This is a genomic window from Streptomyces enissocaesilis, assembly GCF_039533765.1.
GTDB lineage: Bacteria > Actinomycetota > Actinomycetes > Streptomycetales > Streptomycetaceae > Streptomyces > Streptomyces enissocaesilis.
The window spans coordinates 65,553-91,649 of sequence record NZ_BAAAUD010000049.1 but is presented as its reverse complement, the minus strand read 5'-3'; the positions used below and the strand labels follow the sequence as shown (position 1 = coordinate 91,649).

At 72.8% G+C, this 26,097-nt stretch carries 31 protein-coding genes and 1 pseudogene; 23 read left to right on the top strand and 9 right to left on the bottom strand.

From position 1 onward, the window contains the following. Window positions 1-71 precede the first annotated feature (71 nt). Window positions 72-1,100: a LacI family DNA-binding transcriptional regulator gene (locus ABD374_RS25340; protein ID WP_344497919.1), complete on the bottom strand. Its 1,029-nt coding sequence runs from the start codon at window positions 1,098-1,100 to the stop codon at window positions 72-74. Window positions 1,101-1,124: 24 nt separating this feature from the next. Then, the gene (locus ABD374_RS25335; RefSeq protein WP_344497918.1) at window positions 1,125-1,931 is read right to left on the bottom strand and encodes a response regulator transcription factor; all 807 of its coding nucleotides are present in this window, start codon (window positions 1,929-1,931) and stop codon (window positions 1,125-1,127) included. 1,219 nt (window positions 1,932-3,150) lie between these two features. Here ABD374_RS25335 and ABD374_RS25325 point away from each other — a divergent pair. The 7 genes from ABD374_RS25325 (at window position 3,151) to ABD374_RS25300 (ending at window position 7,385) form a co-directional block, all read left to right on the top strand. Next, window positions 3,151-3,405, top strand: coding sequence for a MoaD/ThiS family protein (locus ABD374_RS25325; RefSeq protein WP_344497917.1), 255 nt, complete (start codon window positions 3,151-3,153; stop codon window positions 3,403-3,405). 10 nt (window positions 3,406-3,415) lie between these two features. Next, entirely contained in the window at window positions 3,416-4,660 is a 1,245-nt protein-coding gene (locus tag ABD374_RS25320; protein ID WP_344497916.1) for a hypothetical protein, read from the top strand. 71 nt (window positions 4,661-4,731) lie between these two features. After that, on the top strand, window positions 4,732-5,430 hold the full coding sequence (locus ABD374_RS25315; RefSeq protein WP_344497915.1) for an LmeA family phospholipid-binding protein: 699 nt from the start codon (window positions 4,732-4,734) through the stop codon (window positions 5,428-5,430). A 163-nt stretch (window positions 5,431-5,593) separates the two neighbouring features. Next, window positions 5,594-5,677: a putative leader peptide gene (locus ABD374_RS34730; RefSeq protein ID WP_369689033.1), complete on the top strand. Its 84-nt coding sequence runs from the start codon at window positions 5,594-5,596 to the stop codon at window positions 5,675-5,677. A 187-nt stretch (window positions 5,678-5,864) separates the two neighbouring features. Then, window positions 5,865-6,704, top strand: a complete 840-nt coding sequence (locus tag ABD374_RS25310) for a sulfurtransferase (protein ID WP_344497914.1) — start codon at window positions 5,865-5,867, stop codon at window positions 6,702-6,704. 37 nt (window positions 6,705-6,741) lie between these two features. Then, window positions 6,742-7,029 carry a DUF1416 domain-containing protein gene (locus ABD374_RS25305; RefSeq protein ID WP_093800238.1) on the top strand — a complete coding sequence of 96 codons (288 nt, stop codon included), beginning with the start codon at window positions 6,742-6,744 and terminating at the stop codon, window positions 7,027-7,029. Window positions 7,030-7,121: 92 nt separating this feature from the next. After that, a complete protein-coding gene (locus ABD374_RS25300; protein ID WP_344497913.1) occupies window positions 7,122-7,385 on the top strand; it encodes a DUF3099 domain-containing protein in 264 nt (87 codons plus the stop codon). Here the strand turns inward: ABD374_RS25300 and ABD374_RS25295 are convergent. Then, window positions 7,379-7,741, bottom strand: coding sequence for a DsrE family protein (locus ABD374_RS25295; RefSeq protein WP_344497912.1), 363 nt, complete (start codon window positions 7,739-7,741; stop codon window positions 7,379-7,381). The genes ABD374_RS25300 and ABD374_RS25295 overlap by 7 nt on opposite strands. Before the next feature lie 250 nt (window positions 7,742-7,991). Between ABD374_RS25295 and ABD374_RS25290 the strand changes: the two genes are divergently transcribed. From ABD374_RS25290 to ygfZ, 4 genes are all read left to right on the top strand, one after another. Next, window positions 7,992-8,258 carry a hypothetical protein gene (locus ABD374_RS25290; RefSeq protein WP_344497911.1) on the top strand — a complete coding sequence of 89 codons (267 nt, stop codon included), beginning with the start codon at window positions 7,992-7,994 and terminating at the stop codon, window positions 8,256-8,258. 222 nt (window positions 8,259-8,480) lie between these two features. Next, window positions 8,481-9,044 (top strand): heme-binding beta-barrel domain-containing protein, encoded by a 564-nt coding sequence (locus ABD374_RS25285; RefSeq protein ID WP_093800242.1) that lies wholly within the window; start codon window positions 8,481-8,483, stop codon window positions 9,042-9,044. A 67-nt stretch (window positions 9,045-9,111) separates the two neighbouring features. Then, window positions 9,112-9,549: a Fur family transcriptional regulator gene (locus ABD374_RS25280; RefSeq protein WP_344497910.1), complete on the top strand. Its 438-nt coding sequence runs from the start codon at window positions 9,112-9,114 to the stop codon at window positions 9,547-9,549. Between the two features lie 10 nt (window positions 9,550-9,559). Beyond that, window positions 9,560-10,540 (top strand): CAF17-like 4Fe-4S cluster assembly/insertion protein YgfZ, encoded by a 981-nt coding sequence (ygfZ, locus tag ABD374_RS25275; RefSeq protein WP_344497909.1) that lies wholly within the window; start codon window positions 9,560-9,562, stop codon window positions 10,538-10,540. 49 nt (window positions 10,541-10,589) lie between these two features. Here the strand turns inward: ygfZ and dtd are convergent, their stop codons facing one another. Further along, window positions 10,590-11,015 (bottom strand): D-aminoacyl-tRNA deacylase, encoded by a 426-nt coding sequence (gene dtd, locus ABD374_RS25270; RefSeq protein WP_344497908.1) that lies wholly within the window; start codon window positions 11,013-11,015, stop codon window positions 10,590-10,592. A 114-nt stretch (window positions 11,016-11,129) separates the two neighbouring features. Here dtd and ABD374_RS25265 point away from each other — a divergent pair, with 114 nt between their 5' ends. From ABD374_RS25265 to ABD374_RS25250, 4 genes are all read left to right on the top strand, one after another. Next, window positions 11,130-11,747 carry an RsiG family protein gene (locus tag ABD374_RS25265; RefSeq protein ID WP_344497907.1) on the top strand — a complete coding sequence of 206 codons (618 nt, stop codon included), beginning with the start codon at window positions 11,130-11,132 and terminating at the stop codon, window positions 11,745-11,747. 74 nt (window positions 11,748-11,821) lie between these two features. Further along, complete coding sequence (locus ABD374_RS25260; RefSeq protein WP_344497906.1) at window positions 11,822-12,787, top strand: asparaginase; 966 nt, start codon at window positions 11,822-11,824, stop codon at window positions 12,785-12,787. 109 nt (window positions 12,788-12,896) lie between these two features. Beyond that, a complete protein-coding gene (locus ABD374_RS25255; RefSeq protein ID WP_344497905.1) occupies window positions 12,897-14,144 on the top strand; it encodes a GNAT family N-acetyltransferase in 1,248 nt (415 codons plus the stop codon). Window positions 14,145-14,261: 117 nt separating this feature from the next. Beyond that, window positions 14,262-15,005 carry an HAD family hydrolase gene (locus ABD374_RS25250; protein ID WP_344497904.1) on the top strand — a complete coding sequence of 248 codons (744 nt, stop codon included), beginning with the start codon at window positions 14,262-14,264 and terminating at the stop codon, window positions 15,003-15,005. Between the two features lie 374 nt (window positions 15,006-15,379). On the opposite strand, the gene ABD374_RS25245 is transcribed toward ABD374_RS25250, so the two are convergent. After that, a complete protein-coding gene (locus ABD374_RS25245) occupies window positions 15,380-16,360 on the bottom strand; it encodes a zinc-binding dehydrogenase (protein WP_344497903.1) in 981 nt (326 codons plus the stop codon). 95 nt (window positions 16,361-16,455) lie between these two features. Here ABD374_RS25245 and ABD374_RS25240 point away from each other — a divergent pair, with 95 nt between their 5' ends. Genes ABD374_RS25240 through ABD374_RS25230 form a run of 3 tightly spaced genes read left to right on the top strand, consistent with a single transcriptional unit; the run spans window position 16,456 to window position 19,612 of the window. Continuing rightward, complete coding sequence (locus ABD374_RS25240; protein WP_344497902.1) at window positions 16,456-17,103, top strand: TetR family transcriptional regulator; 648 nt, start codon at window positions 16,456-16,458, stop codon at window positions 17,101-17,103. Window positions 17,104-17,150: 47 nt separating this feature from the next. Further along, window positions 17,151-19,211: a HelD family protein gene (locus ABD374_RS25235; protein WP_344497901.1), complete on the top strand. Its 2,061-nt coding sequence runs from the start codon at window positions 17,151-17,153 to the stop codon at window positions 19,209-19,211. 41 nt (window positions 19,212-19,252) lie between these two features. Continuing rightward, on the top strand, window positions 19,253-19,612 hold the full coding sequence (locus tag ABD374_RS25230; RefSeq protein WP_344497900.1) for a hypothetical protein: 360 nt from the start codon (window positions 19,253-19,255) through the stop codon (window positions 19,610-19,612). Window positions 19,613-19,748: 136 nt separating this feature from the next. Here ABD374_RS25230 and ABD374_RS25225 read toward each other — a convergent pair whose 3' ends face one another. Beyond that, window positions 19,749-20,219 (bottom strand): nitroreductase family deazaflavin-dependent oxidoreductase, encoded by a 471-nt coding sequence (locus ABD374_RS25225; protein WP_344497899.1) that lies wholly within the window; start codon window positions 20,217-20,219, stop codon window positions 19,749-19,751. A gap of 137 nt (window positions 20,220-20,356) precedes the next feature. Here ABD374_RS25225 and ABD374_RS25220 point away from each other — a divergent pair, with 137 nt between their 5' ends. Continuing rightward, on the top strand, window positions 20,357-20,860 hold the full coding sequence (locus ABD374_RS25220; protein ID WP_344497898.1) for a DinB family protein: 504 nt from the start codon (window positions 20,357-20,359) through the stop codon (window positions 20,858-20,860). 55 nt (window positions 20,861-20,915) lie between these two features. Here ABD374_RS25220 and ABD374_RS25215 read toward each other — a convergent pair. Next, window positions 20,916-21,326, bottom strand: a pseudogene (locus ABD374_RS25215) (AfsR/SARP family transcriptional regulator); the annotation flags it as partial. Between the two features lie 188 nt (window positions 21,327-21,514). On the opposite strand from ABD374_RS25215, the gene ABD374_RS25210 reads away from it, so the two are divergent. The 4 genes from ABD374_RS25210 to ABD374_RS25195 all read left to right on the top strand — a co-directional run bounded on the left by ABD374_RS25210 (window position 21,515) and on the right by ABD374_RS25195 (window position 23,234). Next, on the top strand, window positions 21,515-21,679 hold the full coding sequence (locus tag ABD374_RS25210) for a hypothetical protein (RefSeq protein WP_344497897.1): 165 nt from the start codon (window positions 21,515-21,517) through the stop codon (window positions 21,677-21,679). A gap of 55 nt (window positions 21,680-21,734) precedes the next feature. Continuing rightward, window positions 21,735-22,151, top strand: a complete 417-nt coding sequence (locus ABD374_RS25205; protein WP_344497896.1) for a helix-turn-helix domain-containing protein — start codon at window positions 21,735-21,737, stop codon at window positions 22,149-22,151. A 25-nt stretch (window positions 22,152-22,176) separates the two neighbouring features. After that, window positions 22,177-22,764, top strand: a complete 588-nt coding sequence (locus ABD374_RS25200; RefSeq protein ID WP_344497895.1) for a hypothetical protein — start codon at window positions 22,177-22,179, stop codon at window positions 22,762-22,764. A 125-nt stretch (window positions 22,765-22,889) separates the two neighbouring features. Beyond that, entirely contained in the window at window positions 22,890-23,234 is a 345-nt protein-coding gene (locus ABD374_RS25195; RefSeq protein WP_344497894.1) for a DUF2516 family protein, read from the top strand. A 99-nt stretch (window positions 23,235-23,333) separates the two neighbouring features. On the opposite strand, the gene ABD374_RS25190 is transcribed toward ABD374_RS25195, so the two are convergent. Both ABD374_RS25190 and ABD374_RS25185 read right to left on the bottom strand, forming a co-directional pair. Continuing rightward, window positions 23,334-24,710, bottom strand: a complete 1,377-nt coding sequence (locus ABD374_RS25190; RefSeq protein ID WP_344497893.1) for a PP2C family protein-serine/threonine phosphatase — start codon at window positions 24,708-24,710, stop codon at window positions 23,334-23,336. Between the two features lie 224 nt (window positions 24,711-24,934). Then, window positions 24,935-25,993 carry a C40 family peptidase gene (locus ABD374_RS25185; RefSeq protein WP_344497892.1) on the bottom strand — a complete coding sequence of 353 codons (1,059 nt, stop codon included), beginning with the start codon at window positions 25,991-25,993 and terminating at the stop codon, window positions 24,935-24,937. Between the last annotated feature and the right edge of the window lie 104 nt (window positions 25,994-26,097).

Here is a 26,097-nt window from a genome sequence, read left to right as displayed (position 1 = left end):
TGCGTATGAGAACGGTCTGAGGAGCCGCTGAGAAGCCCGGCAGAAGTGCGTGTGCCCCGGACGAAGAGGGGTTACGTCGCCGGGCAGCCGCAGGAGCGCCGTACCACCAGCGCCGACGGGAACTGTTTCAGCCGCTCGCGCCGCGACCCCGCCACCCGCAGCGCGTCGTCCAGCACCAGGTCCACCGCCGCCCGCGCCATCGCCGGCCGGTCGGAGTACACCGTCGTCAGCGGCGGATCGGTGAGCGCCGCTTCCTTCACGTCGTCGAAGGCGGCCACCGCCAGCTCGCCCGGTACGTCGATGCGCAGCTCCCGCGCGGCCCGCAGCACGCCGATCGCCTGGTCGTCCGTGGAGCAGAAGATCGCGGGCGGCCGGTCCGGCCCCGCGAGCAGCCCCAGGGCGACCTGGTAGGCGTCGTACCTGTTGTACGGGGCCTGGAAGAGGCGGCCCTCGGTGGACCGCCCCGACTCGCGCATCGCCCGCCGCCAGCCCACGACGTGGTCGGCCACCGGGTCGCCGACCATCGGTGTCGACTCCATGCCGCCCAGGCAGGCGACGTAGGGGTGACCGTGCTCCAGGAGGTGGCGGGTGGCGAGCTGCGCACCGCCGATGTTGTCCGTGACGACCGCCACGTCGTCGATCGTCTCGGGCCGCTCGTGCAGCAGTACCACCCGCGCGTCCCACGCCTCGATCTCGGCGGCCGCCCACTCGCTCGGGCCCTGGCTGACCAGGATCAGACCGGAGACCCGCATGCCGAGGAAGGCCCGCAGATAGTGGACCTCGCGCTCGTCGCGGTAGTCGGAGTTGCCGACGAGGACCATCTTCCCGCGGTCGGCGGCGGCCTGTTCGACCGCGTGCGCCATCTCGGCGAAGAACGGCTGCCGCGCGTCGGGGACGATCATGCCTATGAGGTCGGTGCGGCGGGACGCCATGGCCTGCGCGACCCGGTCCGGCCGGTAGCCGAGCTCCTTGATCGCGGCGAGGACACGCTCGCGCGTGGCCGGGGCGACCGGCCGGGGTCCGTTGTTGATGACGTAACTGACGACCGCGGTCGAAGTCCCCGCCAGTCGCGCCACATCGTCCCGCGTCACCTTGGCCACGCGCGGCAGTCTACGCGGGGTGACCTACCGCCGGGCAGGCCGTACGGCGGCTTCCTCCCGGGGGGCGGTGTCCGCGGCGGTGTCCGCCGCACGGGTGACGGCCTCGGGCGCCGTTTTCTGCCCGGCCTTGGCCCGGACCTCCTCGGCCGCGCGCTCGACCTTCTCGGGGGTCACGAAGCGGTAGCCCACGTTGCGTACGGTCCCGATCAGCGACTCGTGCTCGGGGCCGAGCTTCGCGCGCAGCCGCCGTACGTGCACGTCGACCGTGCGCGTACCGCCGAAGTAGTCGTAGCCCCACACCTCCTGGAGGAGCTGGGCGCGCGTGAAGACCCGGCCGGGGTGCTGCGCCAGGTACTTCAGCAGCTCGAACTCCTTGAAGGTCAGGTCCAGGACCCGTCCCTTCAGCTTCGCGCTGTACGTCGCCTCGTCGACCGACAGGTCGCCGTTGCGGATCTCCATCGGGGAGTCGTCGGAGGTGATCTGCCGGCGGCCCGTCGCGAGCCGCAGCCGCGCCTCGACCTCGGCCGGGCCCGCGGTGTCGAGCAGTACGTCGTCGATGCCCCAGTCGGCGGTGACGGCCGCCAGGCCGCCCTCCGTCACGACGAGGATCAGCGGACAGCCGGGTCCGGTGGACCGCAGCAGCTGGCACAGCGACCTGACCTGCGGGAGGTCGCGGCGGCCGTCGATCAGTATGACGTCGGCACCGGGGGTGTCGACGAGAGCCGGGCCCTCGGCGGGGGCCACCCGCACACTGTGCAGAAGCAGGCCGAGGGCGGGGAGCACCTCCGTCGACGGCTGGAGGGCATTGGTCAGGAGCAGCAGAGAACTCATCGTCGGCCACCTGCCCGGGTCGTCCGATCATGCACGGTTCGCTCGCCCATTACGTCGGTTCCTCCTCGGTCCCTGCGGAGGGGGTCCCACCCGCGCCCTCAAGGCGTGGGGGAGTATGCGGCACTGCTTCGTACGCGTACTTCGTGCGGTGCGGTTCCGCGCCCTGGAACCGCACCGCGTCATCTGTCCGTAACAACGGTCAGAAAACACAAAAGGACCCGGGGGCAACGTTGCCCAGGTCCTATGCCCAGCACAATAGCTCACATGAGTTCCGTGCCGGAGGGTCAGTCCCGCAGATCACCTGTTCCCTCGATCACGCGCGGGGCCCGGCGCGCGGTCCCGCGGGCGGACGACGGAGGGCGGACCGGGGCGCTGTACGAGCCGTCGCAGGGCGGCGGGACCGACGGCCCGGCATCGTCGTCGCGCACGGCTTCACGGGCTCCCCGGGCCGGCCCGCGGTGCGGCGCGCCGCCCGGGTGTTCCGGCAGTACACGGCCGTGATCACGTTCTCGTCCCGGGGCCACGGAGGCTCCGGCGGACGCTCCACGGCCGTCGACCGCGAGGCCCTCGACCCGGCGGCGGCGGTCCGCCGGACGCGCCCGCCCGGGCACGGGCGGGCGGCCACGGCGGGCTTCCGGGGTCACCTCCCACGCCGAAGGCCGTGGGGGAGGGCGGGTTCGGTGGCCGTCCGGCACACGGCGCTGCACGGGGACGGGAGCGGCTTCCCGCACGGGGGGCGCACAGAAGCGAACACAGCCGCGCACGGGTCCGCGCACGCCGACGCGGTGGCGGCCGTCAGCGCCCCCGCCCGCTGGTACTGCCGGGGCACGGCCCCGATGGGGCGGCTGCACCGGGTGGTCACCCGCCCCGCCGGGCGGCTCGTCGGGCGGGGCGGGCTCCGCACCCGCAGCCACGACCAGGGCCGGGACGCGGTGGCGCTCCCGCCGGTCGGGGCGGCGGCCGGGCTGGGCGGGACGCCGCCGCCGGTCGTGCACGGCGACCGCGACCCGTACGCCCCCCATGGCCCTGAGAGCAGGGGAGGGGCCCCTCCGCCGGACCGCCCGGGGCGCTCGCGGCGGCGGCCGACGGGAGCGAACTGTGGGTCGTTCCCGGCGTGGTCCACGCCGGGAACGCGGCCGAGGAGACACTCCTCACCGGCATCGGCGCCTGGCCGGTGGCGGCATAGCCCATCATGGAAGCCGACGAAAGGAGCGCCGTTATGGCAGCGGGCACCATCCGCTACTGGGCCGCGGCCAAGGCCGCGGCCGGGACCGCCGAGGAGCCGTACGCGGCCGGGACGCTCGCCGAGGCGCTGGACGCGGTGCGCGACCGGCACCCCGGGGAGCTGACGCGCGTACTCCAGCGGTGTTCGTTCCTCATCGACGGGGATCCCGTCGGTACCCGCCCTCATGAGACCGTACGGCTGGCCGAGGGCGGCACGGTCGAGGTGCTCCCGCCGTTCGCAGGAGGATGACCCCCACACCATGAGCAACCAGCAGCCGTACCCGTATCCGTACGACGGACACGACGGACACGACGGACGCGACGGGCACCAGGAACCGCACCCGTCCGCGCAGGAGCCCTACACCCAGACGTGGGAGGGGCCGACCTGGGACACCCAGTACCAGCCGGTCCAGCAGCCGTACCGGCCGCAGGAACAGTCCGCGGCCGACACGGCGTACCCGGCGTACCCGTCCCAGCCGTCCCGCCCCTCGGACCCGTCGTCCCACAACGGCGCGTACGCCCCGCCGTCCGGGGCCCCGGACGCCTACGACCCGTACCCGCAGGCCCCGGGCGCCTACGACCCCTACCCGCAGGCCCCGGCGGCGTACGAGCCCGCCCCGGCGCCCGCGGCCCCCGCTGCCGCGTCCCCCTCCACCGGTCACGCGGCGTACAGCGCGCCCACCACCCTGGGCAACGCACGTCCCCAGGCTTCCCGGGCTCCCGGTTCCGCCCGGACGGGAGAGGCCCCGCTCACCGCCGCCCAGCGCGCCCGCGCCGAAGGCCGGTCGCCCGTCATCGCGCCCGGCATGCAGCCGGCCGCCCTGACCGCCGGGCTCTCGCTGTTGCTCGCCGGCGCGGCGGCCGTCGGCCCGTACGCCCTGCTCGTGCCGCTCGTGCTGCTCCAGGCCGTCACCGCGGCCGGCTGGTTCCGGCTCAACGGCATGTGGCCCGCCCGCCAGGGCATCGCGCTCGCCTTCCTCGGCGGCGTCACCGCCGACGTCGTGCTGCTGGCCGTCGACGCCGAGCACGCGCCCACCGCGATCATCGGCACGCTCGGTGTCTGGGTGCTGCTCGCGCTCGTACTCCAGCTGCGCAACCGCGCCCCCGCCGACGAGCGGATGTACGGCCTGACGGCCACCATCACCTCGGCCGCCCTCGCCGTACTCGCCGCGGGCCACCTCGCGGCGGCCCCCGAGGCCGTGACCGCCGGCGGCGTGGCCGTCGCCGTCGCCGCACTGACCCGCGCGCTGCCGCTGTCCGGCGTCGTGTCGGTCGTCGTCGCGCTGCTCGCCGCCACCGGCGCCGGGATCGCGGCCGGCGGGACGGCGGACGTGGGCGCCGGGGGCGCCCTGCTCGGGTTCGCGGCCGGAGCGTGCGCGCTGATCGGTCTGCGCGTGGCCAGCTACGACTACCCGTCCCGGTTCGTCCACATGACGGCCGGAGTGGCCCTGCCCCTGACCGCCGCCGCTCCCGCCGTGTATCTGATCGGCCGGGTCATCACCTGATCCTTACGCTACTTGGCAGTACGCTCGTGATCGTCAAGGGCGGGCCGGGCGACTCGGGGGATCCGTAAACAATGCGTGCGTTGCGAATACTGCTGGTCGTCGCCGTGGTCCTCGGCGGCATCTTCGTGGCCCTGGACCGCCTGGCGGTCAACATGGCCGAGTCCGAGGTCGCGAAGCGCGTCCAGAGCCGGCAGGGCCTGACCGCCGCGCCCGACGTGTCCATCAAGGGATTTCCCTTCCTGACCCAGGTCGCCGCCAAGCGTTTCGACCGGGTCGACGTCACCCTCAAGGACATCGAGGCGAGCGCCGCCGGCCACCGGCTCCGGATCGGCGAGATGACCGCCGAGCTCCACGACGTGCGGGTGCGGGGCAGCGTCACCGGCTTCTCCGGCGCGACGGCGGACCGCGCCACCGGCCGGGCCCTCATCTCGTACGAGGACCTGTCCGAGGCCGCCGAGGACGATGTCTCCCTCTCCTACGGCGGCAACGGCAAGGTGAAGGTCACCGGCTCCGCCGAGATCCTCGGCCGCAAGATCACGCGCAGTGTGCTGTCCAGCGTGAGTCTGGTCGACGGCGACACGATCCGGGTGCGGGCGGACGAGGTGCCCGGCGAGGGCATCCCGGGGCTGGAGGGGATGATCCGCGAGAGGACCGACTTCGACCGGCAGGTCAGCGGGCTGCCCGAAGGCATCGCACTCGAGAAGGTCGAAGCGACGGAGGACGGGGCGAAGATCTCCGTCACCGGCACGGACGTGGCCCTCGCCGGATAGTGAGACACCCGCGTCCGCCCCTCAGGAAGCGGACGGACGCGGACCGGGCGGGCGCCCGGGACGGCGGCCCCGCCCCTCTTCCTGTCCCACATCGCGGACGATCGTGTCTCACTATCCGACACGCCGGTGACATGCCGGTCGTGACGTCCCTACGATCGGTCCCATGCAGCAGCGACAGGCGGACCTCACGAAGCGGCGGGCAGTAGACCTGTGCCGCGTCGCCGCCATGCTCTGTCGCACTGTCTGAGCGGGTTCCGGCCGCAGCAGCCCCTGGCCACCCGCCTTCCCCCCCCGGCCCTCCGACCTACCGAACCGGTGCAGTCGAAGTCAGGGCCGGCCCCCCGTGCGGTCGTACGCCGTCCCGTTCCGCGTACCGGCGTACCCGCACACGCCCCTCGCGCACAACCGCCGCACCTGCCCCGGAGGAGAACAGCATGAGCCGCAGCGATGTCCTGGTAGACGCAGACTGGGTCGAGGCCCACATCGACGACCCGAAGGTCGCCATCGTCGAGGTCGACGAAGACACCTCCGCGTACGAGAAGAACCACATCCGCAACGCGATCCGCATCGACTGGACCAAGGACCTCCAGGACCCGGTCCGCCGCGACTTCGTCGACCAGGCCGGCTTCGAGAAGCTCCTGTCCGAGAAGGGCATCGCGAACGACACCACGGTCGTCCTCTACGGCGGCAACAACAACTGGTTCGCGTCGTACGCCTTCTGGTACTTCAAGCTCTACGGCCACCAGGACGTCCGCCTCCTCGACGGCGGCCGCAAGAAGTGGGAGCTCGACTCCCGCGACCTGGTCGCCGAGGTCCCCCAGCGCCCGGCCACGCAGTACGAGGCCAAGCCGCAGGACACCTCGATCCGCGCCTTCCGCGACGACGTCGTGGCCGCGATCGACAGCCAGAACCTCGTCGACGTGCGCTCGCCCGACGAGTTCAGCGGCAAGCTGCTCGCCCCCGCCCACCTCCCGCAGGAGCAGTCGCAGCGCCCGGGCCACGTCCCGTCCGCCCGCAACATCCCGTGGTCGAAGAACGCCAACGACGACGGCACCTTCAAGTCCGACGAAGAGCTGAAGGCCCTGTACGAGGCCGAGCAGGTCGACCTCGCGAAGGACACCATCGCGTACTGCCGCATCGGTGAGCGCTCGGCCCTGACCTGGTTCGTCCTGCACGAGCTGCTCGGTGTCGACAACGTCAAGAACTACGACGGCTCGTGGACCGAGTACGGCTCGCTGGTCGGCGTGCCGATCGAGCTCGGCGCCAACAAGTAACCCCTCATCGCCTGCGACTCGAAGGACGGATTTCAACATGTGTGGAGCAAAGGCCGGCGGCCCCGACGCCTCGACGATCAAGCCCGGTGAGACCACCATCCAGGGCAGCGTGACCCGCGACGGCGAGCCCGTCACCGGTTACGTCCGCCTCCTGGACTCGACCGGCGAGTTCACCGCAGAGGTCCCGACCTCGGCCACGGGCCAGTTCCGCTTCTACGCGGCCGAGGGCACCTGGACCGTGCGCGCGCTGGTCCCGGGCGGCACGGCCGACCGTACGGTCGTCGCCCGGACGGGTGGCCTCGCCGAGGTCGCGATCGCCGTGTGACGACGGTCCTCACTGCCGGCCGAAGGGCCGCACCCCAGGGGAGGTTGGACGCCACTGGTCGGGGTGCGGCCCTTCGGTCGTACCGTGGAGGTATGTACGCGCGGCGCCGTCACGCTTATCTCCTGCTGATGGGCGGATGCATCGTCCTCTTCGTCTCCGCCTGGTCCCTCGTGCGGCTGTGGTCCGTGCCGGTGGCCGTGGGGATGTGCTTCGTCGCCATGGTCATTCCGCCGGTCGCGGCGGTGGTCGCCAACCGGCGGGGGCCGGAGGACCGCTGGTGGGACGATCCGTCGGGAGACCCGAAGTCCGACGAGTGGTGGGACGAGCTGGACGGCAGGAAACGCCGCTCTCAGTAGACGAGGGACTGGACGCCGTCCGCCATGATCTCGCTGACGAAGACCTGGGCGCCCGCGATCCGTACGCCTTCGATCACGTCCTTCTCGGTGATCTCGCGCCGCGCCGCGCACTGCGTGCACAGCGTGATCCGGCCCGCCGCCGTGATCGACTCGATCAGGTCCGGCAGCGGCGCCGCGTGCGGCAGTTCGAACTCCGCCGCGCGGCCCGGCAGCGCGAACCACGCGGACTCGCCGGTCAGCCAGAGCGAGACCTCGACCCCGCTGGCCACGGCCACCGCCGCCACCGTGAACGCCTGCGAACACCGCTCGGGGGCGTCGGCCCCGGCGGTCACCTTGATCACGAGCTTCTTCGCCATGTCCGAACTGTAATCCGCCGCCGTACCACCACGGTCGCCCCTCGCGGCTCTGTACTGCGCCGCAGGTGGACGGAGCCTGCGCCTCAGGTCGCGCGCCCGTACGCCCCTGATCACCGCTGCCGCGGCGGCGCCGGGCAGCGTCGGCGGGCCGGCCGCGGGCCGCACCGTCCAGGCCGGCCGGCTCCCCGCGCCCCGGGTCCGCCTGCTCCGGTTCCACTCGGTCGGCATCGCCGAGCGCGTCAGGAACCATGTGCTCACCGTCGGCCCCGACGGCGGCGTACCGCTCGCCGGGCCGCCCACCCCGGAGCTCGGCCCCGGCCGGACGAGCTCGGGCCCGGTCGGGAACACCAGGGCGTACCTCTTCGCCGAGGAGGAGCCGTACGACGGCGAGCAGGTCCGGCCGGCCTACGTCCCGGCCGGCGACACGATCGCGCTGCTCACGCGCTCCAGGAAGGGCGGCGCCCCCGGTGCGCCCTTCCACCGGTCGGTGATTCTCCAGAATCAGCTGCCCGGCTGAAGCCCCGGGACGGCCGTGCCGGGCCCCGCCGACTAAGCTGGGGCCCGGCCCCGTACCGCCCACCGCTCGTGCAAGGAGCACCCCCGTGCTGACGATTTTCTTCGAAGCCCTGCTGGTTCTGGTCTGCGTCGGTGTTCTGGCCTTCGCCGGCCTGACCGTGAAGAAGCTCTACCAGGGTCAGCGCTAACCCACCCCTCCCCTCACAGATCGTCTGAGCAGCTCATGATCGAGATCCCGTCCGACCTCCACCCGGACCTCGTCCCCCTCGTCTTCCTCCTCGGAAACTGGGAAGGCGCGGGCGTCTTCGACTTCCCCGGTGACGAGAAGGCCAACTTCGGCCAGGAAGTCACCTTCTCCCACGACGGCCGGGACTTCCTCGAGTACGTCTCGCGCACCTGGGTGCTCGACAGCGAGGGCAAGAAGGTCCGCCCGCTGGAGAGCGAGACCGGCTACTGGCGCATCGACAAGGACCGCAAGGTCGAGGTCGTCATGATCCGCGACCAGGGCGTCGTCGAGATCTGGTACGGCGAGCTGGCGGACCAGAAGCCGCAGATCGACCTGGTGACGGACGCCGTGGCGCGTACCGCCGCCTCGGGGCCGTACACCGGCGGCAAGCGCCTCTACGGCTACGTCAAGAGCGACCTGATGTGGGTCGGCGAGAAGGCGACCCCGGACGTCGAGCTGCGCCCCTACATGTCGGCGCACCTGAAGAAGGTCGTCGACCCGAGGGAGTGGGCGAAGGACCTCAAGGACCTGCCCGACGACGGAATCGCCTTCTTCAAGTAGGCGATTCCCAGGGGCAGGACAGAACGACGGACGGTCGGTTGCCCGCCGCGTTGCCTACACTGGGCACGTGGTGAGCACCGACTGGAAAAGCGACCTGCGGCAGCGCGGCTACCGGCTGACGCCCCAGCGCCAGCTCGTCCTGGAGGCCGTGGACGCCCTGGAGCACGCGACGCCCGACGACATCCTCGTCGAGGTGCGCAAAACCGCGTCCGGCGTGAACATCTCCACGGTGTACCGGACCCTGGAGCTCCTGGAGGAGCTGGGTCTGGTCAGCCACGCGCATCTGGGGCACGGGGCCCCGACGTACCACCTGGCGGACCGCCACCACCACATCCACCTGGTGTGCCGCGACTGTACGAACGTGATCGAGGCCGACATCGGGATCGCCGCCGACTTCACCGCCAAGCTGCGCGAGACGTTCGGCTTCGAGACGGACATGAAGCACTTCGCGATCTTCGGGCGTTGCGAGAAGTGCGCCGCACAGGCCGCGGCCACCGAGTCGTAGGCTGGCCCGCATGCTGCGACACTCACCGACCAGCCCCTTGTTGTCCCTGCCCGGCGCCGTACCCGCCGAAGGGCGTGACGAAGGCGTCGCCGCGCACTACGGAGACCTGTTCCGCGAGCAGCGCGCGCTCGCCGGCGGCACCGGTTTCGTCGACCTGTCCCACCGCGGCGTCGTCACCGTCACCGGGGACGACCGGCTGGGCTGGCTGCACCTCCTGCTCACGCAGCACGTCAGCGATCTCCCGGCCGGCCGGGCCACCGAGGCGCTGATCCTCACCGCGCACGGCCACGTCGAGCACGCGATGTACCTCGTCGACGACGGCGAGACGGTGTGGATGCACGTCGAGCCGGGTACGCAGGGCGATCTCCTCGCGTACCTGGAGTCGATGAAGTTCTTCTACCGGGTGGAGACCGCCGACCGCACCGAGGACTTCGCGGTCGTCCACCTCCCGGCCGGCTCCATCGCCGACGTGCCCGAGGGGGTGGCGGTACGGCAGACTCCGCACGGCCGGGACCTCTTCCTGCCGCGGGGCGGGCTGGAGGCGTACGCCGGGGCCCACGGTCCGGCGGCCGGCATCCTGGCGTACGAGGCGCTGCGCGTCGAGGCGCACCGGCCCCGGCTGGGATTCGAGACCGACCACCGCACCATCCCGCACGAGCTGGGCTGGATCGGCAGCGCCGTACACCTCCAGAAGGGCTGCTACCGGGGCCAGGAGACCGTCGCCCGGGTCCAGAACCTGGGGAAGCCGCCGCGGCGCCTGGTCTTCCTGCACCTGGACGGCAGCGAGGTCCTGCTGCCGCCGCCCGGTACGCCGGTGCGGCTCGCGGCGGACGGCGAGGAGGGCCGTCAGCTCGGCTTCGTCACCACTTCGGCCCGCCACCACGAGCTGGGGCCGATCGCCCTCGCGCTGGTCAAGCGCAACGTGCCGGTGGACGCGGAGCTGATGGCGGGGAACACGGCCGCGGCGCAGGAAGTCGTCGTAGAGCCGTAGAACTGTGGAGCCGTAGAGCCGTAGAGGTCCTTTTCCGCCCTTCTTCGCCTCAGACCTCGATCAGTACCGTGAACGGGCCGTCGTTCGTGAGCGAGACGCGCATCTCCGCTCCGAACCGGCCCGTCTCCACGTGGGCGCCCAGGGCGCGGAGCTGTGCCACGACCTCGTCGACCAGGGGCTCGGCGACGTCGCCGGGGGCCGCGGCGTTCCAGGTCGGGCGGCGGCCCTTGCGGGCGTCCCCGTAGAGGGTGAACTGTGAAATGACCAGAAGTGGCGCATTCGCATCGGAGCAGGATTTCTCGCCCGCAAGGATCCGAACCGACCACAACTTCCGGGCGAGCTGTGCGGCCTTGTCCGTTGTGTCCTCGTGGGTCACTCCCACCAGCACACACAGCCCTTCGCCGACGATCTCGCCGACCGTCCGCCCCGCCACGACGACGCTCGCGCCGTCGACCCTCTGCACCACTGCACGCATGTGGACCAACCTATCGGGGGCCGAACGGGCGTAGAGCGCCTGCAGGGTGGCAGTCAGGAGTGGCACGATGCACAGAGGCGGTGCGCCGCACCGGTCGAGGGGACGGAACACTTCATGAGCACACCTGGCGCCGGGCAGCCGCCCGGGCCCGTACCTATGCCGATGAGCCGGCTGACGGCTTCCGCTTCCGCCGCACGACCACCGGCGCAGCGGACCGGCGAGAGCACGGGCAACGTCTTCGCGGCCGACCGCGACAAGCCCGATCTCGCCGTGCTGGGGCTTCCGGAGTTGCGCGCCCTGCGCCGTGACTCGCAGCGCGACGAGGCGGACCTCAGCTATGTGCGGCGTCTGCTGCACGGGCGGATCGACATCCTGCGGGCCGAACTGGCGCGGCGTACGGGGCCGGAGTCCCCGGTCGTCGACCGGCTCTCGGAGATCCTCGCGGACGCCCCGTCGCAGCACCGTTCCTCCGCCCGGCACGTCACGCTCTCCACACCGCGCAGCGAGGAGTCCCGGCAGCTGGCCGCCGAGATGCTCGCCGAGGTCGAGCTCTCGGACCTCGGTGCCCGTACGGACGAGGAGCTGCACGCGGCCATGGTGCGGCTCGTCCGCTACGAGCAGCAGGTTTCGCGCCGCCGGCAGCTCCTCCAGCGGACGGCGGACGATTGCAGCGCCGAGATCGCCCGCAGGTACCGTGATGGGGAAGCACAAGTAGACGACCTGCTGACCTGAAGCCGACCTCGAGGCCGTGACCCGGCCGACTCTGCCTCGGGGAGTCGGGTCCTGCCCTCGGAAGGTCGCCCCGCATGTCCTCCAGCACCGCTGCCGCCGCCATATCCCCGGTCCTCGCGGAAGTCGTTCGTTCCGGTTTCGTCGAGGGCCACCATCGGGGTTCGCTCGTCGTCCTGGCGGCGGACGGCAGTGTGGAGCTGGCGGTCGGGGACCCGTACGCCCCGGTCTTCCCGCGCTCCAGCAACAAGCCGATGCAGGCGGCGGCGGTGCTGCGGGCCGGACTCGACCTGTCGGGCGAGCGGCTGGCGCTGACGGCCGCGAGCCACTCGGGGGAGCGGTTCCAGCTGGACCTCGTACGGAAGATGCTGGCGGAGCACGGGCTCACCGAGGCGGACCTCCAGACCCCGCCGGACCTGCCGCTGGACCCGGTGGAGGCGGAGGCGTACCTGGCCGCGGGCGGGGTGCGCGAGCGGCTCACCATGAACTGCTCGGGCAAGCACGCGGCGATGCTGGCGGCCTGCGCGCTGAACGGGTGGGACGCGGATTCCTACCTGGACCCGGCTCATCCGCTCCAGCGGCTCGTGCTGACGGTGGTCGAGGAGGTGAGCGGCGAGCGCGTCACGGCGGTCGGGACCGACGGCTGCGGCGCGCCTCTGATGGCGATCAGCCTGACCGGGCTCGCGCGGGCCTTCCGCCACTTCGTCCTGGCCGGGGAGGGCACGGCGGAGCGCCGCGTCGCGGACGCGATGCGGGCGTACCCCGAGTACGTCGCGGGTACGCGCCGTCCCGACACCTGGCTGATGCGCGAGGTGCCGGGCACGCTGTCCAAGATGGGCGCCGAGGCGGTGCAGGCGGTGGCCCTGCCGGACGGCCGGGCCCTCGCGTTCAAGGTCGACGACGGTGCGACGCGGGCGCTGGGGCCGGTGCTGGCACGGGCGCTGCGGCGGCTCGGTGTGGACGCGCCGGTGGTGGACCGGATCGGGCGGGCGCCACTGCTGGGCGGGGCGGCCGAGGTCGGGGAGATACGCGCGGCGTTCTGAGGCGGCGGGGGAGGGGCCGGGGGCGGTCGGGAAGCGGACCGCCGGGGCGGCCGTCGCGGGGCGCGAAATGCGGGCGACAGCCGACGGCCGGAGTGCCTAGCGTGGGCGCATGAGTGTCGACGTCCGTACGGTCACCGCATCCGAGTTCCCCGACTGGCTGCGCGCTCTCGCCACCGGGTTCCTCCGCCCGCCCGTCGTTTCGCCGGACGAGGCCGCGGAGCGCCTGCCGCACATGGGCCTGCCGCGGGTGCGGGGCGCGTTCGACGCCGGGCGCTGCGTCGCGACGTACCGCTCCTTCGCGCAGGAACTCACGGTGCCGGGCGGCGCACAGGTGGCGGCGAGCGCGGTGTCGAACGTGACCGTGTCGCCGACGCACCGCCGCCGCGGTCTGCTCGGCCGGATGATGGGCGCGGACCTCGCGGCGGCGAAGGAGCGCGGGGACGTCCTGTCGACGCTGATCGCCGCCGAGTACCCGATCTACGGGCGGTACGGGTTCGGGCCCGCCGCCTCGGTCACCGAGTGGGAGATCGACGTGCCCCGGGCCGGGCTCGACGCGCGCTGGGCGGGGCCGGGTGACGGCGGCGGCCGGATCGACCTGGTCGACGGGGCCGACGTGCGCAAGCTCGGGCCCGGACTGCACGAGCGTTTCCGCGCGGTGCAGCACGGTGCGGTCAGCCGGGACGAGCGCTGGTGGCAGCTCGGCACGGGGCAGGTGGTGATGTCCTCCCAGCCCTGGACCGAGCCGTTCCACGCCGTCTACCGATCGGCGCGGGGCGAGGTCGAGGGGCTGATGACCTACCACGCCGACGAGAAGTGGGGCGACGGCAAGCAGCCGCTCAACACGGCGACCGTACGCGACATGATCGCGGTGTCGCCGGCGGCGGAGCGCGCGCTGTGGCACTTCGTCTGCGCGGTCGACTGGATCACGACGGTACGGTCCGGACACCGCGCCGGCGACGATCTGCTGCCCCTGCTGCTCCCGGACCCCCGGGCGGCCGGGGTCGTCACGCAGGCCGACTTCCTGTGGGTGCGGCTGCTGGACGTCGTACGGGCCCTGGAGGCGCGGACGTACGCGGTGCCCGCCTCGCTCGTCCTGGAGGTGCGCGACGCGGCGGGACTGGCCGGCGGGCGGTTCCGGCTGGACGCCTCGGCGGACGGGGCGGTGTGCGCCCCTTCGGCCGAGACGCCCGATCTCACGCTGGACGTGAGGGAGCTGGGGGCGCTGTACCTGGGCGAGGAGTCCGCGGTGCGGCTCGTGGCGCTGGGCCGGGTCGAGGAGGAGTCGGCGGGCGCCGCCGCCGTTGCCGACGCCCTGTTCCGTACGCCCAGGCGTCCGTGGTGCCCGGACATCTTCTGACCGGGCGGACGTGAGGTCCGTGGAGCGGTCGCAGCAGTGGTTCGGCGCGGTCTGGAAAGACGCGCTCCGGAGCGACGCGCTCTGGAACACCGGCATGTCGGACCTGACACTCTCCTAGTGACTTCTGACGCGACTCAAACCGAACAGGCGGCATCGGTGATCGAGGAACTGCGGGATCTGATCACGGGTGCGCGATGGGTGCTCTTCGACTTCGACGGCCCCCTCTGCCGGCTCTTCGCGGGCCACCGGGCGCACGACGTGGCGGACAGCCTGGCCGACCGGCTGGAGAGGCACGGCCGGCCCGTGCCGCTGACGGAGGAGGAACGGGCTTTTGGCGACCCGTACACCGTCCTGCGGGCCGTGGCACGGGCCCGCCCGGGCAGCGAGCTGGTGCGGACCCTGGAGGAAGAGCTCACCCGCGAGGAGCTCCGGGCCGCCGCCACCGCCCGGCCCACCCCGTACGCCGACCCGCTGGTACGCACCTGGAGCGCGGTCGGCGGCCGTCTCGCGCTCATGACGGACAGCTCCCCGCTGGTGGCGGAGGAGTACCTGACCGGCCGGGGCCTCGCCGGCTGTTTCACCCCGCACATCTACGGCCGTACGCCCGGCCCGGACCACCCCGAGCCCGGCCCGGACCGCCTCGGCCGCGCCCTCACCGCATGGGGCGCCCGGCCTGCCGAGACCCTGAGGATCGGCGGTACCCCCTCGGACCTGTTCGCGGCGCGGGAGACAGGCGTACGGTTCCTCGGCCACGCACGCGACGAGAGGCGGACGCGGCGGCTGCTCGGGGCTGGCGCGGCGGTGGTCGTGGACGATCTGGAGCCGGTGCTCCGGGTGGTGCGGGCGACGGCTCGGGTCTGAAGGCCCGGAAGCGGTCCGGAGGAGCGGGTGCGACCACCCGCCGTGGGTGAAGCCGTCGTCGTCGCCCTCGTCCCGTCCCGGGGTTCGTGCCGTCCGGCGTGCGGCGGCTCAGGCGGAGGGAGCGGCCCGTCATGGTGAGGGGGCGGTGGCTCCGGGCAAGGGGCGTCCCCTGCCCGCCCCTTCCCGGCGGTGACAGTCCGCGGCTCCGCCGTGTGGGGGCTCCGCCCCGGACCCCGGTCCCGCCCCCGGCTTCGTCCGGGGCGCCCCCAAGGGGCTGCATGTGCCCGCCGAGCGGGAAAACCCGGCCCGTCCGGCGAGCCAGGACATGCCCCGGGCCCCGGAAGGGGCCCGCAGGGTGCGCGCCCCGGCACCGGTCAGGCGGCCGGTGCCACCGTGAGCAGCGCCTTGCCCGCCACCGCCCGCGCCTCGATCGCCGTGTGCGCCTCCGCGGCCCGGGCCAGCGGGAACGTGGCCGCGATCACCGGGCGCAGGCGGCCCGCCGCCGCCTCCGCCAGGGCCTTGGCCGACAGTCGCGTGATGTCGGCCGCCCCGTACTGGACCTCGCCGATCCCGCGCAGCGTGATCCCCCGGCGCTCCGCCTCGCCCGCGTCGACGGCCGCGAAACCGCCGCTGGACGCGCCGTGCGCGGAGACGCGGCCGCCGTCGGCCGTCAGCGCGAAGGCCGCCAGGCCCAGTTCGCCGCCCACGCCGTCCAGCAGTACGTCCGCCCCCGCGCCGCCGAGCGCTTCACGGGCCCGGTCGATCCAGCCCTCCTCGGAGTAGTCCACGACCGCGTCGGCGCCCAGTTCCCGTACGAGATCCAGCTTCCGCCGGCCGCGCGCCGCCCCGACGACACGCGCCCCGGCCGCACGGGCCATCTGCACCAGCAGTGTTCCCATGCCGCCCGCCGCGCCCAGGATCAGTACCCGCTCGCCGGGCCGGATGCCGGCCGCCTCGGCGATGCCGGAGCCGGTGACGCCGTCGTGCGCGAGCGCGGCGGCCTCGCGCAGGCCGAGGCCGTCCGGGACCGGGATCAGCCGGTCGAGCGGGGCGGCGACCTGCTCGGCGTACGTCCCGCGGGTGCCCGCGCCCGCCACGACCCGGCGGCCGGTCCACGCGGGGTCCACGCCGTCGCCCACGGCCAGTACCGTGCCGGCGGCCGCGCCGCCCGGCACGTACGGCGGCTCGATGCCGAACTGCGGGCCCCAGCCGCCGCGGATCTGCGTCTCGACGTAGAGGGTGTCGGACGCGGCGACTTCGACGACCACCTCGCCAGGACCGGCCACCGGGTCCGGCAGCTCGGTCGCCACCAGTACCTCCGGGCCGCCGAACTCCGTCACCTGAATCGCGCGCATGGCGTCCACTCCCATTCCGTCGGTGTCTGTGTCCCTGTGCCGACGAGTCTGGGACCTCAAGTTCCGTTGAGGTCAAGCGCGTACGCTTCGTCAACATGAGTGGTTTGCGCGAGCGCAAGAAGCAGCGGACGTACCAGGTGATCTCCGATGCCGCGATCACCCTCTTCCTGGAGAAGGGTTTCGACCAGGTCTCCGTGGCCGAGGTGGCGGCCGCGGCCGAGATCTCCAAGCCGACGCTGTTCCGGTACTTCCCCGCCAAGGAGGACCTCGCGCTGCACCGGTTCGCCGACCACGTGGACGAGGCGGCCCGGGTGGTGGCCGACGGGCGTGCGGAGGGGCTCCCGCCGCTGGACGCCCTGCGCCGGCACTTCCTGGACGGGCTTTGCCGGCGCGATCCGGTGACCGGGCTCAGTGACGACGCGGACGTGCTCGCCTTCCACCGGCTGCTGTACGGGACACCGAGCCTGGTGGCCCGTTTGCACACCTATGTGAAGCGTTCCGAGGAGGAGCTCGCCGCCGCCCTGGACGGGTCCGGCCCCCTGGACGGGTCCGGCCCCCTCGACGGACCCGGCCCCCTCGCTTCGCGGCTCGCGGCCGGTCAGATCGTCGCCGTACAGCGGATCCTCGCCGAGGAGAACTGGCGCCGGATCGAGGCGGGGGAGAGTGCGGAAGAGGTGCTTCCGGGAGCGGTGGCGGCGGCGGACCTGGCCTTCGGGCAGCTGCGGACCGGACTCCGGGCATAAATTGAAGCTTGGTTAAATTTATTACTAGGTTGCGTTACCTTGGGTGGATGACGTCACTCGACCATGCCCTCAGCCAGGAGCGGACCTTCCACGACCTCTGCCGCGCGGCCCTGACCCGGATGACCGAAGGCGCCGGTGAACAGGTCGTCACCGGCGAGGACGTCTCCGCCTCCGGTGCCGACGCCGAAGCCCTCGGCTTCCATCTGCGCTCGTACGCCAAGGAGTTGAGTCAGGAGCCCGAGAGCCCGCTCTTCTTCGGGCGGCTCGATCTGGCCGACGGGCAGAGCCACCACATCGGCCGCCGCCGCATCGCCGAACACCCCGCGGACCCGCCGCTGGTCATCGACTGGCGCGCCCCCGTCTCCCGCACCTTCTACCAGGCGAGCGCGCGCGACCCGCAGGGCGTGGTGGTGCGCAGGCGGTTCGGCTGGGCGCCGGGGAGCAAGGGGGCGTCCGAGGACCTGACCGGGCTGGAGGACGAGCGGTTCGCGGCGGGGGCGGAGCCCGGCGGCGTGCCGGTGGCGGAGACGGGCGGCGTACCGGGGGAGGGAGCCGGCGGCGTACCAAGCAGCGGCATCCTCGCCGCCGAGATCGGGCGCCCCCGCGTCGGCCCGATGCGCGACATCGCCGCCACCATCCAGCCCGAGCAGGACGATCTCGTACGCTCCGGACTCACCGAATCGGTCTGTGTGCAGGGCGCCCCGGGCACCGGCAAGACCGCCGTCGGCCTGCACCGCGCGGCCTACCTCCTCTACACGTACCCGCAGCGCCTCAAGCGCGGCGGCCTGCTGATCCTCGGGCCCAACCGGACCTTCCTCTCGTACATCTCCGAGGTGCTGCCCGCGCTGGGGGAGAGCGGCATCAGGCAGTCGACGGTCGACGACGAGACCGGCCGTCACCCGGTGCGCGCCCAGGACACCTCCGCGGCGGCCGCCGTCAAGCACGACGCCCGGATGGCGGCCGTGCTCCACCGGGCTCTGTACGGGCGGGTGTCGGCGCCCGTCGAGACCGTCGTCGTGCCGGACGGCTCGTACCGCCGGCGGATTCCGCTGGACGAGCTGGAGCGGATCGTCGCGGAGGTACGGGCCGAGGCGCCCCCGTACGCCGTCGGCCGCGAACGCGTCCGCACGCGCGCCGTCCGGGCGCTCCAGCTCCAGGCCGAACGGCGGTCCGGGCCGCCGGGCGACGACTGGCTGCGGCGGATGGGACGGTCCCGGGCGATCGGGGCGTTCGTCGACTCGGTGTGGCCGAAGGTCCGGCCGGAGGAGATCGTCGCCGCCGTGCTCACCGACCCGTCCGACCCGCTCCTCACCCCGGACGAGCGGCGGGCGATCCGCTGGGCGAAGCCGCCGCGCTCGTGGCGGAGCGCCAGGTGGTCGGCCGCCGACCTGGTGCTGATCGACGAGGTCGCCGGACTCGTCGAACGCCCCGAGAGCTACGGTCACGTCGTCGTCGACGAGGCGCAGGACCTGTCCCCGATGCAGTGCCGGGCGATCGCGCGCCGGGTCGGTTTCGGGTCGGTCACGGTGCTGGGCGACCTCGCCCAGGGCACGACGCCCTGGGCCGCCCGCACCTGGCCCGGACTCCTCGCCCACCTCGGCAGGCCCACGGCCGCCGTCGTCCCGCTGACCACCGGCTTCCGTGTCCCGGCCGCGATCGTGGAGCTGGCGAACCGGCTGCTGGGGGCGCTGGACGTCGACGTACCGCCGGGGCGGTCGCTGCGCGCGGACGGGGAGCTGTCGGTGCGCCGGGTTCCGGACGTGGTGGCGGCGACGGTCGACGCGGTACGGGCGGCGCTGGCCCGGGAGGGCTCGGTGGGCGTCATCGCGGACGCGGGGCGGGTGGCGGAGCTCAGGGAGGCGCTGGAGGCGGCTGGGCTGGGAGAGGCGGTGGGGGCGGCCGGGCCGGGGGAGACGCCCCGGGTGTCCGTACTGCCCGCCACGCTCGCCAAGGGCCTCGAGTACGATCACATCGTCGCCGTCGAACCGGCCGAGATCGCCGGAGCCGAGGAGCGGGGCCTGCACCGGCTCTATGTGGTGCTGACGCGGGCGGTCAGCCGCCTCGACGTGCTCCACCGCCTTCCGCTTCCGGCGGAGATGCGGGCCTGAGCGCCCGCACGCGGTGGTGTAGCCCGTCCTCGTCGAGGCGGGTGGAGCCGAGCATCAGCGCGACGGACCTGCGGCACGCCCTGACCAACGGACTGCCACCGACCGGCGTCCGCTCCGCCGTCGGCTTCCTGCGGCACCGCCTGACCGAGAAGACGCCCCAGGAACGGGCCACCGTACGCCCGCCGCACGACACCGCGCCCCGGCAGGAGTCCCACCATCCGAAGCCCCTCATCGCCTGCGAGGGACCCGGCCCCGAACACCTCTTCCGGCCGCTGGACGACGAGACGCACTGCGGACGCTGCCGCCAGGACGCGGCCTGGGCGGCCCACACCGCGAAGTACCCGCCCCACGGCCCGGCGCCAGTACCGGAGCTGGGGCCTACGGTGAGGTCTGTGCGGTGACAGCGGCAGTCCCGGTCTTCGCGGGCGCGGAGCGTACGGCGCGAAGTGGCCGCCGTAGAGGGGGGCGGCCGGGAACGCGGAGAGCCGCCCGTACGCCACCGGGCGCCGGGCGGCCCCTCACCTCACGCGTCCCGCCTCACACGTCCGTACGCCGGAGCCGCACCACTGGAATGTCACGGGTGGTCTTCTTCTGGTAGCTCTCGTACGGCGCGAAGACGTCCACCAGGTGCGGCCACACCCGGGCCTTCTCCTCGGGGGAGAGCGTCTCGGCGCGGGCCGGGAACCGCTCGGTGCCGACCCGGAGTTGCACGTCGGGGTTGTCCTGGATGTTCCGGTACCACAGCGGGTGCTCGTCGGAGCCGCCCTTCGACGCCACGATCAGATGGTCGTCGCCGTCGCGCCCGTAGATCAGCACGGTGCGCCGTGTGATGCCGCTGCGCCGCCCGACGTAGTCCAACAGCAGGCACGGTGCGCCCTGCATGGTGGTGCCCTTGGTGCCGCCGGACTCCTCGTACAGCTCGGCCTGTTCGGCCACCCAGCTGCTGGGACTGAGCTTCACCGCACCGCTGCTGCTGCCGCCGTTTCCGCCGCCGTTTCCGTGTGCCACGTGTGCCGCTCCTTCTCGCCGTATCGCCGTGTCGATGTCCCGTCGTACTGCCGGGCACTCTCCAGAGTCGCCCCTGGAGCCGCAGGCCGCACAAAATCGCTCGACAGCGGGCGTACGGGCGAAGAACATTCACCCCGATGACACGAACCGATGAGCCTCCCACACCCGACGAGCGCGCCTCGCTCGCCACCTTCCTCGACTACGTCCGCGACACCGCGCGCGCCAAGTGCGACGGCGTCTCGCCGGAGGACGCCCGCAAGGCGCCGCTGCCCGGCTCCCCGCTGATGACCCTGTGCGGGCTCATCAGCCACCTCCACTGGGTGGAGTACTACTGGTTCCAGGTGGTGTTCCTCGGTGAGGAGGACGAGGGGCCGTGGACGGACGAGGACCCGGACCGGGAGATGCGCGTCGCGCTCGACGTGCCCCTGGCCAACCTCCTCGCGGCGTACGAGGCCCAGTGCGTCCGCTACCGCAAGCTCGTCGCCGAGCACGACCTGGACACCGAGGCCAAGCGCGCCAGGCGCAACGGCAAGCACCCCAATCTGCGCTGGATCCTGCTGCACCTGATCGAGGAGACCGCCCGCCACAACGGCCACCTCGACATCCTGCGGGAGCTGGCCGACGGCCGCACCGGCTCTTAAGCCCGCCGCTCCTGCCGCTTCCGCCGCTTCCGCCGCTCCTGCCGCTTCCGCCGCTTCCGCCGCTCCTGCCGGGAACGCCCTCCCACAGCGCGAGCCCGGCCCCGGCCGGCGATCCCGCGTGGTTCCCGGCCCTGTCCCGGTCCGCGCTCGCGGCGGCGTGCAGCAGCAGGGCGGAGGTGTCGACCTGGTCCTCGGCGAGGGCGAGCCGGCATCCGGCCGGCGTGCTGGCGATGGCGTCGGCGCCCAGCTGCGCCCGCGCCCTGGACACGAGGACCCGCACCGCCTTCGCTGGCCGCTCCGGCAACTCGTCCGGCCACAGCCCTTCCACGAACCGCTCGGTGCCGCAACCCGTGCGCAGGTCGCCCGCGAGCAGCGCGAGCAGCGCGAGGAGGCCGCGGAGCCGGGGCGCGGTGACCTCCGGTCCGCGGCAGGCGACACGCGGCAGCAGGGCCAGGCCGGTGGTCACCCGTGCAGATCAGCCAAGGCCCTGCCGCCGGAGTCCTGCCGCCGGAGTCCTGCCGCGGGCCGAACTCCCTTCGTGCGGGCGGGCCTTGCGGGTCGTGTGCCCGTCTCTCCGGCCCCGGCCCGGAGTGGGCCCCGCCTTCCCGTGCGTCTTCTGTACGACCGCTCGCCCCGCCACCGGACCCGCTCCTCATGGGAGCGGCGCTCGGTATCGCCGAGCGGCTGCCTGACGTCGCCGACGGGGAACAGGCGCGGGAGCTCATGCTGCCGCTCGTCCGCCGGGCCGGCCGCGTCGACCAAGCCCCGTGCCCGGGCACCCGCACCCGGGCACCCGCACTCGGCCACACCGACGCGTAACACTTTTGCAAGCATGCGCTTGCAAAAGTTAGCAACCATGGCGCACTATCGGGACATGGCATCGCTCAACGTCGGCAATCTCGGTGAGTACCTGCGCGAGCAGCGGCGCAGCGCGCAGCTGTCGCTGCGGCAGCTCGCCGACGCCGCCGGGGTGTCCAATCCGTACCTCAGCCAGATCGAGCGCGGTCTGCGCAAGCCGAGCGCGGAGATCCTCCAGCAGCTCGCGAAGGCGTTGCGGATCTCCGCCGAGACGCTGTACGTGCAGGCCGGGATCCTCGACGAGCGGGAGCGCGAGGAGCTGGAGACGCGCGCCGTCATACTCGCCGACCCGTCGATCAGCGAGCGGCAGAAACAGGTTCTGCTGCAGATCTACGAGTCGTTCCGCAAGGAGAACGCGACGGACGCCGAAGCGGACGTCGTGACGGACGCCCCCGCCGACGGCAGCGATGCAGGCACACCACCCTCACAGTGAACTGAGCTCCGGGAGGACCACAGTCATGGCCATCACCGATGACCTGCGCAAGACCCTCACCGACCCGACCCCCCTCTACTTCGCGGCCGGCACCGCGGACCTCGCCGTACAGCAGGCGAGGAAGGTGCCCGCGCTGATCGAGCAGCTGCGGGCCGAGGCCCCGGCGCGCATCGACGCCGTGCGCAACACCGACCCGAAGACCGTCCAGGACCGGGTGGCCATCCAGGCCAAGGAGGCCCAGGCCACCGTCCAGGCGAAGGTCACCGAGGTGCTCGGCGCGCTCGACACCGACCTGAAGAAGCTGGGAGAGCAGGCGCAGGACCTCGCGCTGCGGAGCGTGGGGGTGGCCGCCGAGTACGTGGTCAAGGCGCGCGAGACGTATGAGAAGGTCGCCGAGCACGGCGAGCAGAGCGTGAAGACCTGGCGCGGCGAGGCGGCCGAGGAGATCAACGAGATCGCCATCGCCGTCGAGCCCTCCCCGGAGACCGGGAAGAAGGCGGACGCGGACGAGCCGAAGGCCGCCGAGGCCAAGGCCGCTCCGGAGAAGAAGCCCACCGCGCGCAAGGTTCCGGCGAAGAAGGCCACCCCGGCCACCCCGGCCACCGACAAGTAAGGCAAGCCGGGCGGACAGGGCAAGCGGGCGATACGAGAGCGAGCCGGGCACCTTTATGGGTGTCCGGCTCGTTGTCCGGGTACCTTGGCCGCGAGGCGCTCATCCACTCTTAGGCGGTGTACAGCATGTTGCTTTCGGCATTCGGCACTCTGTTGTGGTTGATCAACCTCGCCATGCTCGTCCTCGCCGTGGTGGCGCTGTTCTTCGCCGCGACGGCCCGCGAGGACGCGTACCGTGCCGCCGACAAGCAGACCAAGGTCTTCTGGCTGGTCCTGCTGGGCGTCACGGTCGCCGTGAACCTGTTCGTCCCGATGCTGTTCCTGCAGATCGCCGGTCTGGTCGCGACCATCGTCTTCATGGTCGACGTACGGCCCGCGGTCCGGCAGGTCTCGGGCGGTGGCGGTGGCGGCGGCCGCAGGGGCGGCAGCAGCAGCGACGGTCCGTACGGGCCGTACAACGGCGGGCGTTAGGGCGCCAGGGCATCAGTCTCGGCTGCCACAGCTGTCATGGCTGTCACAGCTGCCACGGCTGGAACTGTCCCGGGCCGGCCCGCCCGGGACAGGCGCCGCTCAGCCCCGGTCCAGGAGCAGCAGCGCCACGTCGTCGGTCAGTTCGCCGCCGTTGAGGTCCCGTGCCTCGGTGACCGCGGCCTCCAGGAGGTCCTCGCCGCCGAGTCCGGCCGCGAGCTGGCGGTTGATCATCGCGACCATCCCGTCCTGCCCGAGCCGCTGCTTCGAGCCCGGCGGGCCGACGCGGCCCTCGATCAGGCCGTCCGTGTACATCATCAGGCTCCAGGAGCCGCCCAGTTCGACCTGGCGGCGCGGCCAGCGGGCGCGCGGCACCAAACCGAGTGCGGGGCCCCCGTCCTCGTACGGGAGAAGCTGCGCGGCCCGGCCGTGGCGGGCGATCAGCGGGGACGGGTGACCGGCCAGGCACAGGCCGGCCCGCCGTCCGTCCGGCGCGATGTCGACCGTGCAGAGCGTCGCGAAGATCTCCTCGCTCTCCCGCTCGTGCTCCAGGACCTGCTGGAGCGTGGAGAGCAGCTCGTCGCCGCACAGTCCCGCGAAGGTCAGGGCCCGCCAGGCGATGCGCAGTTCCACACCGAGCGCGGCCTCGTCCGGGCCGTGGCCGCAGACGTCGCCGATCATCGCGTGGACCGTGCCGTCGGAGGTGCGGACCGTGTCGTAGAAGTCCCCGCCGAGCAGGGCGCGCGAGCGTCCCGGCCGGTAGCGGGAGGCGAAACGCAGGTTCGAACCCTCCAGCAGCGGGGTGGGCAGCAGGCCGCGCTCCAGACGGGCGTTCTCCTGGGCGCGCAGCCGTGACTCGGCCAGCTTGTGCTGCGCGGTGTCGGCGCGCTTGCGCTCGACGGCGTACCGGATGGCGCGGCTGAGCTGGCGGCCGTCGAGCTCGTCGCGGAAGAGGTAGTCCTGGGCGCCGACGCGCACCGCCTCGGCGGCCCGCTCGGCGTCGGCCTCGGCGGTCAGCGCCAGAACGGCGTGCCGGGGCGCGAGGCGCAGCACGTGCCGCAGCGTCGCCAGCTCGTCCCCGTCCTCGCCGGCGGGTCCCGGCAGGGCCAGGTCGAGCAGGATGCAGTGCACGTCGTCCGTGAGCAGCCGCTCGGCCTCGGTGAGGTTGCGGGCGGTACGGATACGGACCCGGGTGCCGGCGGCGTCGAGCAGCGACGGGACGGTGAAGGTCCCCGCCGGGTCGCCCTCGATCACCAGCAGAGTGAGGTCGTTGCTGGGCGCGGACGCGACGGGGGCGACGGGGGCTGCCGGAGCCCTCGGAGCCCTCGGAGCCGCCGGGGCCGCGCGGCCCGCGGCTGCCGGCGCTGTGACGGCTGTCGTGGTCTCCGGGCTGTTCCCGGCGTGCTGCTGCCTCGGCAGGACGGCCTGACCGTGCTCCACGGACGGGTTCTCACGCTGCCGCGGTACGGGTACGGGCATCGGTCTCGGTTTCCTTCCCTCCCCCCGAGGGTGCGGCGGCACGCCGATCGACGTTCCGCCAAACGGGGACCATAGCGTCACCGGGCACCGCAATGGAATGCCGTGCGGAAGGCCGCCGGCGTCATATGCCGCCTCCCGCAACGCATCCGACGGGGTCGGCGGGGTGCGGGGTCATGACGAACATCACGCCCCGCCGCCCCCGCGCCCCGCCCGTTCGGCCGCCGCTACTTGTCCGGACGCACGACGCCCAGGATCGGCATCGAACCGGCCCCGGCGACCGTCACGTCCCGGCCGGGACGCGGCGCGTGCACCATCGTGCCGTCGCCCAGGTACATCCCGATGTGGCTGGCGTCGTCGAAGTAGACGATCAGGTCGCCGGGCCGCATGTCCTTCACGTCGACGCGCGGCAGCTGCCTCCACTGCTCCTGCGACGTGCGCGGTATGGCACGGCCCCCCGCGCGCCACGCCTGCGACGTCAGCCCCGAGCAGTCGAAGGAGCCCGGCCCCTCGGCTCCCCAGACGTACGGCTTGCCGATCTGCGCCAACGCGTACGCGACAGCCGCCTCGCCGTCCCGCGTCGCCTTGCCGCCCCGCGCCGCCGCGTCACCGGTGGTCTTGAGGGCGCCGGAGTCCAGCCAGGCGGTCTGCGCCGCGCGCTGCGCCTCCTGCTCCATCTTGAGGAGCCGGGCCCGCTCCTCCTTCTCCAGCGTCGCTTCCAGCTTCTCGGCGGCGGAGATCTGCTTCTTGATCTCCTTCTTCGCCGCTTCCTTCTTCTTGCGGTGCGACTCCAGCTTCTTCCACTGCGTGGTCGCGTCCTGGGTGTACGCCTCCAAGTCGACCTGGGCCCGCGACAGTTCGACGATGAGGGACTCGGCCGCCTGCTGGCCCTCCAGGATCCGGCTCGCCCCGTCCAGGAAGTGCTGAGGGTCGTTGCTGAGCATCAGGTGGGCCTCGGGCGGCAGGCCGCCGCTGCGGTACCGGGCGCTGGCCTCGGCCCCCACCCGCTTCTTCAGCCTCTCGATGCGCTTCTCGCCCTTGACGATCTCCTCGGCCAGTTCCTCGACCTCGGACGACTGCTCCTCGGCGCGCTCCTCGGCGAGGTTGTACGCGTCCGTGGCGGCCGCGGCCCTGCGGTAGAGGGCGTCGATCTCGCCGCGCACCTCCTGGAGGCGCTGCTCGCTCCTCGGCGGCCCGGGGTCCGCGTACGCCTGTCCGTGCAAGGCCGGCACGGCCAAGGCGCAGACCAGCGCGATCGCGCTCACGGCGCTGCGACGTCGGTTCACGAGCTCCCCCCGGATCCCAGATCCCAGATCACACATCCACATGTGATTTACCGTCAGTAACTTAGGTCTCAATGCCGTGATGCTGCCATGTCGTCCGTCAAAAC